The sequence below is a fragment of the Paenibacillus sp. AGC31 genome (assembly GCF_057334655.1).
Genome location: NZ_JBHFJH010000012.1, coordinates 40,196 through 53,950, shown reverse-complemented (window position 1 = coordinate 53,950; position 13,755 = coordinate 40,196). Strand labels below are relative to the sequence as shown.

The window sequence follows — 13,755 nt, the reverse complement described above, 5'->3', positions numbered from 1 at the left end:
GGCGCCACAGCCGTTTCTCTGTTGATAGGAGGAAACCGACTTGACCATCACATACTTGAAAAGGTATTGGCAATTATATGCGCTCATCTCACTGCCTCTGATCTACTTCTTGATCTTTCGTTACGGCCCAATGTACGGGGTTCAGATCGCTTTTAAGGATTTCAACTTGTTTCAGGGCATCAACGGGAGTGAGTGGATCGGTTTCGATGCTTTCCGTGAAGTATTTGGAATGAGGGACTTCTACACCACATTGCGAAACACCTTTATGCTAAATTTCCTCGACCTGCTTGTTTCGTTCCCTGCTCCAATTTTATTGGCCATCATGCTCTATGAAGTTCGATTCAAATGGTTCAAAAAAATATCGCAAACGATTCTGTACATTCCTCACTTTATCTCCTGGGTTATCATCGGGGGAATTGTATACCAATTGTTCGGTAATCAATCCGGTATGGTTAACGGTGTACTGGAGAGTATGGGCTTTAATTCGATACCATTTTTGACAGAGAAAAATCCATGGCTTGTGACGTACCTATTCACAGGTGTCTGGCAAAGTGCAGGGTGGGGAACCATTCTATATCTGGCCGCATTAACCGGCGTCAACAAGGAATTGTTTGAAGCAGCTGAGATCGATGGAGCATCGCGGCTGAAGAGAATCTGGCACATAACGCTGCCAAGTATCAAACCAACCATCGTGACCTTGCTCATTCTTAATCTCGGACATATGGTCAGCATTGGCTTTGATCGACCTTATATTATCGGTAACACAGCGGTACGTGAATATTCTGATGTACTTAGTACCTTTGTATACAGGGTCGGCCTTGAATCAGGACAATACACGCTTGCAACTGTCGTAGGACTATTCCAGGCTGTTGTAGGGCTAATCTTTGTACTTGGCTCTAACTATATTTCAAAAAAGGCAACCGGCGAAGGCATCTTATAAGTTATCAAAGCATGAAAGATACGCCAATCGGCTTGTATGTATAGACCATCAGTAAAGGAGCTGTGCGCATATGAGTGAACGCACCTCAAATCGGATTTTTGATATCGTTAATATCTCCTTTATCAGTTTGTTTGTTATATTCTGTCTGGCTCCATTTTTACACACCATTGCGATATCTCTAAGTTCTAACCGGGCTATTACTTCGGGAGAAGTGACCATTTTTCCTAAAGAATTTAACTGGGATGCGTATATTCAAGTATTCTCTGATCAATCTATGCTCTACTCATTGGGCTTTACGTCTGTGTTGACAGTGGCTACTACAGTGTTGTGTATGTTATTCACACTTGCTGCTGCATACCCGCTAACCAAGAAAAAATTAAAAGGGCGCAAGCTCTTTATGTATGTCATCATCATTACGATGTTTTTCAGTGGCGGGATGATCCCCGAGTATTTGCTCATTCGTGATCTAAACATGCTCAATTCAGTCTGGGCACTGATCTTGCCAGGACTGGTTAGTCCATTTAACCTCATTATCCTGATCTCATTTTTCAGAGGCATTCCTGAAAGTCTGGAAGAATCAGCAGAAATTGACGGCAGCTCGCATGTACACACGCTATTCAAAATCATACTGCCATTATCCATGCCTGTACTTGCCACATTAGCGCTATTCTATGCGGTTGGTCGCTGGAATGGATTCCAAGATTCACTTTTGTATATTAATGATCCAAAGTTGTATCCACTACAACTGAAGCTCTTCCAAATGGTTCAAAACAATATGGTGAGTGAGCTTACATTAATGGAAGGTGCTAACCGCACACCACTGACTCCGGAAAGTCTCAAGGCAGCAACAGTGGTATTCGCAACTGTACCGATTCTACTCGTCTATCCGTGGCTGCAAAAGTATTTTGTCAGTGGTGCGATGCTTGGCGCGGTAAAAGGTTGAGTTAAGGCTGGTGCAAGAGTTATAGCCATTTCGCCAGAGGGAAGGAGAAGGAAAACAGATGCAGCACATAGATAAGGGTATATATTCGTTCTCCACATGCTGGAATATCCGAAAACATGATGTCGGGGAAGCCATGATTCGGGAGATTGCCGAACTTGGCTTTCGCCAGGTCGAACTCAACTATAACGTAACGAAGGAAATGCTCACGACGATTGAGCCCATGATTGAACGCGGAGACATCGGTATCTCCAGTGTCCATAATACGTTTCCACATGACCCTGATCCCGATTATGGTACGGATTCAGTCCTGCTTGGATTCAAGGATGAGGTTAAACGTCAGCGCGCAATAGAGTTACTTGTTGAGTCGGCAGAATGTGCCCATCGTTATGGTGCTAAAGCTGTAGTCGTACACCCTGGGGAAGTACCTTTTCCTGAGGATATCAGCAAAGATCTTGGAAAGCTCTATCACGAGGAAGGTCCGGATTCCCCGAAGTATCAAAGCAAATGGGCAGAACTGATGGAACGGCGGGAGGCACTCAGCTCTGATTATGTACAAAAGATTATTGTTAGCCTGGATGAGGTCTGTAATCGAGCTGCAGCCAAAGGTCTGGATGTTCGTTTCGGAATCGAGACAAGATCCAGACCACAACAGATTCCTACCCTGGCCGAAGCGAAGACCATCATCACGGCCCTTAAAGGGGCTCCAGTTGGTATCTGGTACGATACCGGTCATGCCATCATGATGGATCGACTGGGCCTCTATGACAGTGTAGGGGAAATGCAGGGCCTGATGGATGATATCGTTGGTGTTCATATTCATGAGACACTGGGTCTCTCTGACCACTGGTGCCCTTATGTACACAGTAAGGACATGAATTTCTATGATGCCTATCTGCCTATGATTCGCCGGGCACAGGTGAAGGTATACGAGTTAAAGTCTGCCTGTAAGCCAGAAGAGATCCACGAGAGTCATGACTTGCTTATGAAGAAGCTTGGATTGGCAGAGTAGCAGAATAGGAGCCGTGAAGTTAGGAACATTCTGCGTGTTAAAAACGTGTGTTGAACGGCGGTTTTCTCGGTGATGAAAATCACATGAAGTTTGGTGAAACAAGAACGGAATTCTAGCGACTTTTGTAAAAATATGATAAATACAGACGAGAAAAAATGAACTCACGTTACGGGCGGTATGGGAAGCAGCTCCCGGTCTGAATCGAAGAGCTGAAGCAACATACTTTGCACATCGGGAGAATGCATTGGTATGGAGGGACTGCACATGTACAAACAACTGGTGGACAGTAATGACAGAGCGGTAGAAAGAGGCATAACCCGGCAAATGCTTGATCCGGAAAGCCGTTACTATGGAGGGACAATTGATCCCTTCACAGGTGTTGCCTGGGTCAACCATACGACAGGAACGCCCACGGATATGTGTTACTGGGGAGCTGCGATCTCCAATCCGGACTCCGTCTATTACCGGGATGAGGCATTGTTAAATCGACTGCTGTTAGCTACGGAATATGTACTTCGCTTCCAGCATGAAGACGGCTCAATATCACCTGGCTGGACCAATTACCATTCCCCTCCGGATACTGCATTTGTCGTTGTAGGGTATTCGCAGTTGTATCAGCTTCTTCTGCAACAGGAATGGGAGCCGCTGCAACCTGTATTGGACAATATGAGGCTGTTTCTGGAACGGACAATCCCAACCATGCTAACGGGAGGCTGTCATACGCCAAATCATCGCTGGGTGCTATGCGCGGCGCTTGGTTTCCTGCATGAACTATTTGATCTGGAGGAAGCTGTGCAGCGCGCAGAGCAGTGGATGGATGAAGGCATGGATATTACACCCGATGGAGAGTGGACGGAGCGGAGCAATGGGATATACAGCGCTGTTAGCGACATCATGTTAATTCATGCAGCGCGTCTGCTCAATCGTCCTGAACTGCTTGAACCGGTGAGGCTCAATCTTCGCATGATGGTGTACCTTGTGCATCCTACAGGTGAGATTGTTACGGACTATTCAGGTCGACAGGATCTGGGCAGTGTTCATGATCTGTCACCTTACTATCTGCCGTATGCCATTCTGGCGCGGTTGGACGGTGATCCACTCTTTGCTGGCATGGCAGCCTGGGCGGGAGATACATTAACAGATCCGGGAGTTTGCTCAGTGAATACGCTCATTCGGTTGATGCTTGAGCCTGAGCTTCAGCAGACAATTGAGGCACCTGATGCATTACCGGAACAGTATGAGGTCATGCTGAATGAACATTTTCTCCGGGGAGAATATCTGGAGCAGATGGATTTAATAGGACATCACGGACGTATCTCTCACAGTCGGATGCATACGGATTTTGGTGCTCCGGTAGCTCGAATTCGGGATGGCGCTACTAGTGTGACTGTGATGACAGAAGTTCCTTCTTTCTTCGCACTTCGTCATGGCAAGGTGCGCCTGCTGGCTGTGCAACTGGCTTCTTACTTTAATCCAGGGTATGTACCTATGCAGCAAATGACGAGGTTGTCCGAAGGGTATCGACTAACTGGTGAGCAGAAAAAAGGTTACTACGGCCCAATCCCTGCAAACCTGCTGCCAGAATCGGCTGCATCAGCCATCAGTCCATGGTACTTGTTACCTCATCAGAGTCGTCAGCTTACTCATGAGCAGACCTTCCGTGTAGGAGCAGAATTACTGCCAACTGAAAACGGATGGAGCATGCATCTATCTGGACAGGAACCGGCGGACATCATGATGCAGTTATCCTTTGTATTCGGAAGCGAAGGTGAGCTGATCTGTGAAGACTCGATTGAAACGAGTGAGGGTCATTATTTGTGGAAAGGCGGTACATTACGCTATACCTGCGGAGAAGACTGGCTGGAGATCACCGGGGGCGAACTGGGTCATCTGGCGGCAACGGTACGTGAGGCAAAACTGCCGGACAAATGCAAGGTTGTGCTGGTCAATTTCATGACGCCTTTTTATAAGACCCTTCATATTTCACTTTCACCTTCGATGGCGTTGAAAAATTAAAGCGATTGATACTCTATTCTTCGGATGTTAACAAAGTCTATCGTTTTAGTTGATCTAATGCAGTTTCAATTGATGTAGTTACCTGAGTATTATCTGTTTACAAAAAATAAAGATGGCATTTCATCCGTGTATGATGGAATGTCGTCTTTATTTGCATTTTTTTCATAAACGACATGAAACTACATATTGAGAAGTGGGCCTTAAGATGTGGTATACTGAAGAGTATGAATGAAATGCAAAGAGGAGGTGCCTTGGAAGATGAAGGGCAAGCTAGTGCGGGCTGAGGGACACCTTGCCAATATTATACCGATTCACTTGGATGCTTCTTTCTTCTTTGAAAGAGCTGTCCGCTCGCTGGACCGAAATCATGTCGACAAGGCATTAAAATATTTTCGCAAAGCTGTTGAATACGAACCGGAAAATCCGGTAAATCATTGCAATATGGCGGGTATATTATCGGAGAAGGGGGATTACGAAGCCTCCAATGCCATTCTGGCTAACGTGCTGGAAGTGGTAGATCCGTCAATGACGGAATGCTATTTTTATATGGCGAACAATTATGCAAATATGGATCGGTTTGAGGAAGCCGAGCAAGCACTTGTTACCTATCTGGAGGAGGACACCCAAGGTCAGTTCATGACGGAAGCCGAAGAGATGATGGAGCTTCTGTACTATGAGCTGGATCGTCCGACCAAACTGAATCGAATCAAATCACGCAAAGGTGTAGTGGAGCACGATCAGGCACGGGAACTGCTGGAAGAAGGGAAATTTGCACAGGCTGCTGAATTGCTCGAAGGCATGTCTTCTGATTATCCTGATTACTTGGCTGCCCGTAACAATCTGGCACTCGCCTACTATTATATGGGCCTGTTTCCCAAAGCAAAAGAGACCATTGCCGAAGTGCTTGAACAGGAACCAGGTAATCTGCATGCACTCTGTAATCTGGCCATTTTCCATCAAAATGAGAACCGGGCTGATCAAGTGCTGCTTCTGATCAAAAAATTGCGGGTCATCGTGCCATTTCAGCACGAACAAGTCTACAAACTGGCGACAACAATGGGAATTCTGGGCCAACACGATACGGCTTATGTTCACTTCCGGCGTTTGCTCAAGGACGAAGAGACAGCTGCTGATCCGGCACTTGCTCACTATGCAGCCGTGGCGGCTTATAATACAGAACGGTACGATGCTGCTGAGCGTTTATGGCATCATGTGTCCAAGCTTGATCCGGGTTCCGAAGTATCCCGGTATTATCTGTCAGGTCTTAAGGCTGTAAGACAAGGCGAGCAAGAGCCAGAGAAGCTGAGTTATCACTATCATCTGCCATTTGATGAGCAGTTCAGACAGTGGGAGAACTATGGTAGTGGCATACCTGAAGAAATGAAAAATGATCCACTGATTCGCTCATCTTTCTTCTGGGCATTGCGTCATGGTGATCGGGCAACCAAGCTACAGGTAATTCATGCGCTTGGGATGATCGGTGACTATGAGGTGCAACAGGCTCTGCAATCCTTTATTGAAGAGCCAGGAGAAGAACAGGATCTGCTTGAGGCAGCACAAGCTGTACTGAACGGATTGAAATCGGCTGAACAAGAGGATCGGAATTCTCAGGTGGTTCGTCCCTTTTCTCCTGTAGCCTTGAAGTCTATTGGGAAGGTTCAATCCACTTCAGAGCAATCGGACAATGGATCAACCTCCCATTGGCAGGCTGTTGTTGATCGTGCGTTACAGATGTCTGAAGCCAAGGCTGAGTTGCAGCAAGAGATGGAACGGCTCTGGACGGATTATGTATCCCGGGTACATCCGGAGGTTCCAGGTACGAAGCAGATTGAGGGTTGGGCTGCAGGACTGGAATATTTGGCAGCGAAGAATCACAGACGGCCCGTTACCTATCAAAGCATTGCTGAGCGGTATGGGATATCGGCATCAACGGTTAGCAAGTATGCTAAACAGATTCATTCGGTTTGTAACAGCAAGCCACCACTTGTATAGAAAAAGTTCGCTTTAACTCGTTTTCAGAAAGACATCATCAGGTGAAGGATACAACAACCGGGAAAACGGGTAAACTTAACGAATGGGCCTCGTAAACGCCTGTAGGATATCATCTTGGCAAGTTCATCGCTAGTACAACACATTCTCACCTTAATTAAGGAGGCTGTATCTATATGTCTAAATACAGAACGATTGTGATCGGAACGGGACCTGCGGGTCTGACAGCAGCGATATATCTGGCTCGTGCTAATCTGAAACCACTGGTTATCGAAGGTCTTCAGCCGGGTGGTCAATTGACGACGACAACGGAAGTTGAGAATTTCCCCGGTTTCCCGCAAGGTATCATGGGTCCGGAACTGATGGACAACATGCGTAAGCAAGCTGAACGTTTTGGAGCAGAATTCAAAAACGGTTGGGTAGAAGAGGTTGATTTCAGCAAACCACCCTTCAAGGTAAAAGTTGGAGGAATTGGTGAACTGGAAGCTGAATCGATCATTATCTCCACAGGTGCTTCCGCTCGTTATCTCGGTATTCCGGGTGAGCAGGAAAATGTGGGACGTGGTGTAAGTACATGCGCGACATGTGACGGCTTCTTCTTCCGAGGCAAAAAAATCGTGGTCGTGGGCGGCGGAGACTCCGCGATGGAGGAGGCGAGTTTCCTGACTCGTTTTGCAACAGACGTGACATTGGTTCACCGCCGGGATGAATTGCGTGCATCCAAGATTATGCAGGATCGGGCTCGCAGCAATGAAAAGGTGAAGTGGGCGCTGAACCGTACTCCACTCGAGGTCGTACCAGAAGCTTTGGGTGTCAAAGGACTGAAGGTGCGCAACAACGAAACGGGGCAGGAAGAGTTGCTCGAAGCAGATGGTGTATTCGTTGCCATTGGTCACACACCGAATACAGGATTCCTTGGGAATGCGATCACTCTGGACGAACATGGCTATGTTGTCGTTAAACCGGGAACAACGGAGACCAATATTCCGGGTGTATTCGCCTGTGGTGATGTTCAAGATACGAAGTATCGTCAAGCTATTACAGCTGCAGGATCAGGATGTATGGCCGCGATGGATTGTGAGAAGTTCCTTGAAGGAAGCATTGTTCATGATTGGAGCGAAACGTTGGATAAATAAGCATTACATGCTTGAGGTTAGGCATATGTTAGGAATAAGAGACAACGGGAAGTCTCATGAATGAGAGAAGCCGGAAGGCTTCTCTTTTTTTGAAACTACAGTGGGCATGAGTTCGTATACATATAGGGCATATTAGCTGTGAGGTGAAGATTTTGGGGGAAATGATAAAAGATTGGTTACAGAATGCGACAGTGAGACGGTTTTTGATCTTGCTCTTGTTCTGTTTAATTTTGTTCAGTATGGGGAGTATGCTGCACATGATTCTGCTGTTGTTCCTGGTGACATATGTCATGAACAGGTTACAGCATTTCATTACAGGTGGTCTGAATCGATTGTTTCCGATCAATTATAAAGTTGTGGTCATTCTGCTCTATATGATCGTGATCGCAGTCATTGTGCTTGGCATATCCAGATATTCACCACGGATCGTGGATCAGGTCGTTCAGTTGACCAACGAGATTATGAAATTTCTGGATAGTGCAGACGGTGATAATTTTGCATCCAAAATTGCGGGTTATCTTCAATCCTTCGATATTAAAAATTACACCAATGATGCATTGAAATATATTTTCGCTTTGAGCAAATGGCTGGAGTTTATTCTGCTCGTCATCATTCTGAGTCTGTTCTTCTTGTTGCAGAAGCAGGAGATATCCAAGTTCACGTCCAAGTTCAAAACAAGTAAAATTGGATGGTTCTACAATGAAGTGGCTTATCTGGGAGACAAATTCGTGTCTTCTTTTGGTAAAGTCATTGAGGCACAGCTTCTTATTGCGGTGTTTAATACGGTGCTGACGATACTTGGCTTATGGATTCTGGGCTTCCCGTATCTGTTCGCTCTGACTATTCTGGTGTTCATGCTCAGTCTGGTTCCCGTTGCGGGAGTTATCATCTCACTTGTACCGCTCTGTCTGATCGGGTATCAGATGGGTGGACTGAAATTAAGCATTATTGTAATTATCATGATTATTGTTATTCATGCTTTGGAGACGTACTTCCTGAATCCAAAACTGATGGCACACAAGACCAAATTGCCAATGTTCTACACCTTTATCGTACTAATTCTGTCGCAACACTTCCTGGGGATCTGGGGACTGATCATTGGTATTCCGATCTTTGTCTTCCTGCTCGATATTCTGGATGTGAACAAGATGGAGAAGACAGAAGAGCCGGTACGTGTGGAAACGAAGTTATAACGCAGAAAAATCAACTGAGTTTAACCCCAATTCTACAACTTCAGAATTTTCATAAAAGTAAGGGTGCCTTCTATATGTAGAAGGCACTTTTTTGTTGGCAATACCGTCATTAGATAACTTTCTGCATGAGAATGACAGGTGGCGGGTGCATAAGACGAGTCACCACTATGAGGGGACGATGTTGATCTTTTATGAATGGAACGAGTGAAGATGCAATATCATGAGTTGAGGCTTCCTCTGTTATGGAGGAAGGAATAAAGCGTGCGTTTATAAATGAAGGTAATGAGGATGTATACGTATTCAAAAATGCTATGTGATGTGGTTCACAACCCTGGTGAAGCATGATGTATACAAGCTCTTATCGTCTTGACCCAGGCGTATCCTTCAATTATAGTTGGTACGTAGGACTTAAACTATTTTAGATAGATAAAGGTGGCTTGCAGCATGTCTGAGAAAATCTACGTTGGGGTCGATCTCGGCGGAACAGCAATCAAGGTCGGTATATGCGATGAACAAGGTCAGCTAATGCATACGTATGAAGGACCGACTGAAGTGGATAAGGGCGTAGACACGGTCATCGCCAACATCGAGAAGTATGTCCGACATATCGTAGCCGAATCACCGTACAGCTGGGAACAGCTTGAGGGTGTAGGTGCTGGAGTGGCCGGTTTCACGAATGTACGCGAGGGAATTATCGTTCATGCCCCTAACATCGGATTTCGGAATGTGGCCATTCGTTCGATTCTGGAGGAACGTCTGGGCAAGCCAATCAAAATAGATAACGATGCAAACGTGGCTGCACTGGGTGAAGTATGGGCAGGTGCTGGCAAAGGCGTAGACAACTGCGTATGTTATACACTCGGTACGGGTGTTGGCGGAGGCTTGATCTTGAATGGCAACATCTATCAGGGTTTCTCCGGTATGGCGGGAGAACTGGGTCATATCAGTGTTGTACCTGATCTGGAGGCCATCAAGTGCGGTTGTGGTAAAATGGGATGTGTAGAAACAGTATCGTCTGCAACGGGTATTATCCGTATGGCAAAGGATGCAGTAGAACGTGGTGATCATACGTCACTGGCTCTCGTCGACAAGATTGCAGCCAAAGAAGTATTTGATGCTGCCAAGGCAGGCGATGAAGTGGCACAGCGCATTGTGAATCGTGCGGCCTTCTACCTGGGCAAGTCCATGGCTACTGTAGCGGCTGTCATTAACCCGGAGATGTTCATCATTGGTGGTGGCGTATCCAAAGCAGGTAATTTCTTGTTCGATGAAATCCGTACCGTATTTGCTAAGTTGACACCGGAACCACTCCAAGAAGGGGTTCAGATTCTGGAAGCTACACTTGGTAATAATGCAGGTATTGTAGGTGCGGCAGGTCTTCTCTTGCGTTCCTAGTGACCTCGTAACAATATATGAAGACAGCAATATGATAAGGAGGGGACATTTATGCTTGAAGGTGAAGGCTCACCAGGCACAGGCGCCACGCTCATTATCATTACGGGTATGTCCGGAGCAGGTAAAACCATTGCAGTACAAAGCCTGGAGGATCTGGGTTTCTTCTGTGTGGATAATCTGCCGCCGGTATTGATTCCGAAATTTGCGGAACTAATTGAACAGTCAAACGGCAAGATTGGTAAGGTTGCATTGGTTATCGATCTGCGCGGGCGTGAATTCTTTACGGCTCTGTCCGAGTCTTTGAACTATATTAAAGATCATTTTACCATTCATTGCGAGATTTTATTCCTGGATGCTACAGATTCTGTACTTGTTCAGCGTTACAAAGAAAGTAGGCGCAGACATCCACTGGCTCCTGAGGGCATGCCGCTGGACGGCATCCGACTGGAACGCAAGATGTTGGAGGAACTCAAAAACTCTGCGACTCAGGTACTGAATACAAGCACAATGAAGCCTGCTCAACTGAAAGAACGCATCATATCCCGCTTTTCTCATCTGGAAAGCCAAATGCTGTCGGTGAATATTACGTCGTTTGGATTCAAATATGGCATTCCGATTGATGCTGATCTCGTGTTTGATGTACGTTTTTTACCGAATCCGCATTATATTGATCATTTGCGTCCGAATACGGGGCAGAATAGTGATGTCTATGAATATGTCATGAAATGGCCAGAGACACAGGCCTTTCTGACGAAACTGCTGGATATGCTGCATTTCCTGATTCCGCAATACCGGAAGGAAGGCAAAAGCCAGGTTATTATTGGAATCGGCTGTACCGGAGGCAAGCATCGTTCGGTAGCAATATCGGAATATTTGGGCAAGATGTTGGGAAGCAGCGAGACAGAAGCTGTCACCGTGAGCCATCGCGACGCTGACCGGGACCGTCATTGAAGAGGGTGAAGGGATGAAAGAGGCCGGACCACGAAGAGAACGTCCGAGAATAGTTGTAATGGGCGGCGGAACCGGATTATCCGTGATGTTGCGCGGTTTGAAAGAAAAGCCGCTGGATATCACGGCCATCGTCACAGTTGCAGATGACGGTGGAAGTTCAGGCATCCTGCGCAATGAGCTACAGATGCCGCCTCCGGGCGACATTCGCAACGTGCTTACGGCACTGGCTGATGTAGAACCATTGCTTTCAGATATGTTAAAGTATCGTTTCAACACAGGCGCGGGGCTTGCAGGCCACAGCTTGGGGAATTTGATTTTGGCTGCAATGACGGATATTTCGGGCGACTTTGTGACCGCAGTGCGGGAGCTTAGCCGCGTGTTTGCCGTTCGAGGTGAGGTGTTGCCAGCAGCCGGTCAGGCCGTTGTGTTGCATGCGGAGATGGAAGATGGGACAATTATTACAGGTGAGTCCAAAATCCCTGAGGCGGGTGGACGCATCAAACGTGTTTTCCTTGAACCGGATCACGTGGAGCCGTTGCCAGAGGCAGTAGAGGCCATTCGTCAAGCTGACGCCATTCTAATCGGGCCGGGCAGCCTCTATACAAGCATCCTTCCCAATCTGCTCGTACCTAAGCTGGCTGAGGCTGTGGTAGAGGCTGATGCGGTGAAGATGTTTATCTGTAATGTTATGACACAGCCGGGAGAAACAGATAACTATACGGTAAGTGACCACCTTAAGGCGGTACACGAGCATATAGGTCATCAGCTCTTCGACTATGTTATCGTAAATAATGGTGATATTCCGCTGCAAGTGCAGAATAAGTATGCGGAAAAAGGAGCAAAACCGGTTGTACTGGATATGAATGTACTCGAAAGTGCCGGCTATCAGGTGGTTGCAGATACCCTTGTTCTGTTCAAAACCTATCTGCGTCATGATGCCGACAAGTTGAGTCATCACATCTACCAACTGGTACAAAATTGGATGTTACGGAAGAGGTGAAGTCCCATGTCGTTTGCAGCACAGACCAAAAAAGAGTTAACCATGATCGAGAGCGAACCGTGCTGCGAAAAGGCGGAACTTTCAGCCCTCATCCGTATGCTTGGTGCAGTGCAGTTATCGAATAAAAAAGTGATCTTGGATATTTCGACGGAGAATGCCGCCATTGCAAGACGGGCATACTCTCTGCTTAAAAAGCATTTTCAAGTGCATACGGAATTACTGGTCCGCAAAAAAATGCGGCTGAAAAAGAACAATGTATATATTGTTCGTATTCCAACCATGGTACAGGAGATTCTCAACAGTCTTCATATTGTATCGGAAGGTTTTCTGTTTACGCCAGGAATTAATACGGAGTTGTTTCAGCAGAACTGTTGTAAACGGGCCTATCTTCGCGGTGCATTTCTGGCCGGTGGATCGGTTAATAATCCGGAAGGCTCCTCGTACCATCTGGAGATTGCGTCCATGTATGAAGAGCACTGTCAGGCACTCGTTGACCTGGCCAATGAATTTCATCTGAATGCCCGGTGTATAGAACGGAAAAAAGGATTCATCCTATACATTAAGGAAGGCGAGAAAATCATTGAGCTGCTCAGCATCATTGGTGCTCATCAGGCCTTGTTCAAGTTTGAAGATGTACGAATTATGCGAGACATGCGTAACTCCGTTAACCGAATTGTCAATTGTGAGACCGCCAACCTGAACAAAACCATTGGAGCGGCGGTAAGACAAATCGATAATATTCGGTTATTGCAAAAGGAAGTTGGTCTGGAGTCGCTGCCTGAGAAGCTTCGCGAAGTGGCGGAGGTTCGACTGGCTCATCCAGATATCAATTTGAAGGAAGTGGGCGAACTCCTTAAAGGTACAGTTAGCAAGTCAGGAGTGAACCATCGGCTTCGTAAAATTGATGAGCTGGCTGAGAAAGTACGCACAGAACGTTATGGTTAAGACGGAGTAGGGTAAAGTAACAAGGTCGGCTGTTTCTGCTGAACAGAAAGGTCGGGAAAGTCAACCGTTAAGGGTCTAGAGGACTTATTTAGGATATTGGATGCGCTGTGCAAAAGATGAAATAGGGCAAGATAATGTCCATCAAAGCACCCTGAGTTTTTTCTTCTAGTGTCCTGCACGGGTTAATGGTATAATGTTGTATAAATATAATTGTGTATTTAATGTCCAGATTTCATAA

At 46.4% G+C, this 13,755-nt stretch carries 11 protein-coding genes; all 11 read left to right on the top strand.

All coding sequences use genetic code 11. From position 1 onward, the window contains the following. Positions 1-40 precede the first annotated feature (40 nt). The 11 genes from ACE04G_RS07205 (at position 41) to whiA (ending at position 13,517) form a co-directional block, all read left to right on the top strand. Positions 41-940, top strand: a complete 900-nt coding sequence (locus ACE04G_RS07205) for an ABC transporter permease (protein ID WP_221822461.1) — start codon at positions 41-43, stop codon at positions 938-940. Positions 941-1,010: 70 nt separating this feature from the next. After that, the gene (locus ACE04G_RS07200; RefSeq protein ID WP_076216878.1) at positions 1,011-1,883 is read left to right on the top strand and encodes a carbohydrate ABC transporter permease; all 873 of its coding nucleotides are present in this window, start codon (positions 1,011-1,013) and stop codon (positions 1,881-1,883) included. A 58-nt stretch (positions 1,884-1,941) separates the two neighbouring features. Beyond that, a complete protein-coding gene (locus ACE04G_RS07195; RefSeq protein ID WP_221822458.1) occupies positions 1,942-2,892 on the top strand; it encodes a sugar phosphate isomerase/epimerase family protein in 951 nt (316 codons plus the stop codon). Positions 2,893-3,156: 264 nt separating this feature from the next. Beyond that, complete coding sequence (locus ACE04G_RS07190; protein WP_339306422.1) at positions 3,157-4,908, top strand: hypothetical protein; 1,752 nt, start codon at positions 3,157-3,159, stop codon at positions 4,906-4,908. Positions 4,909-5,166: 258 nt separating this feature from the next. Then, positions 5,167-6,900 carry a tetratricopeptide repeat protein gene (locus ACE04G_RS07185; RefSeq protein WP_221822454.1) on the top strand — a complete coding sequence of 578 codons (1,734 nt, stop codon included), beginning with the start codon at positions 5,167-5,169 and terminating at the stop codon, positions 6,898-6,900. A 173-nt stretch (positions 6,901-7,073) separates the two neighbouring features. Then, on the top strand, positions 7,074-8,033 hold the full coding sequence (gene trxB / locus ACE04G_RS07180; RefSeq protein WP_091012024.1) for a thioredoxin-disulfide reductase: 960 nt from the start codon (positions 7,074-7,076) through the stop codon (positions 8,031-8,033). 161 nt (positions 8,034-8,194) lie between these two features. After that, positions 8,195-9,226 (top strand): AI-2E family transporter, encoded by a 1,032-nt coding sequence (locus tag ACE04G_RS07175; protein WP_036616412.1) that lies wholly within the window; start codon positions 8,195-8,197, stop codon positions 9,224-9,226. Positions 9,227-9,670: 444 nt separating this feature from the next. Beyond that, positions 9,671-10,621, top strand: coding sequence for an ROK family glucokinase (locus ACE04G_RS07170; RefSeq protein WP_062837749.1), 951 nt, complete (start codon positions 9,671-9,673; stop codon positions 10,619-10,621). A gap of 51 nt (positions 10,622-10,672) precedes the next feature. Beyond that, complete coding sequence (gene rapZ, locus ACE04G_RS07165) at positions 10,673-11,572, top strand: RNase adapter RapZ (protein WP_017691251.1); 900 nt, start codon at positions 10,673-10,675, stop codon at positions 11,570-11,572. 13 nt (positions 11,573-11,585) lie between these two features. Then, positions 11,586-12,572, top strand: a complete 987-nt coding sequence (locus ACE04G_RS07160; protein ID WP_017691250.1) for a gluconeogenesis factor YvcK family protein — start codon at positions 11,586-11,588, stop codon at positions 12,570-12,572. Between the two features lie 6 nt (positions 12,573-12,578). After that, positions 12,579-13,517, top strand: coding sequence for a DNA-binding protein WhiA (gene whiA, locus ACE04G_RS07155; RefSeq protein ID WP_091038642.1), 939 nt, complete (start codon positions 12,579-12,581; stop codon positions 13,515-13,517). Positions 13,518-13,755: the final 238 nt, after the last annotated feature.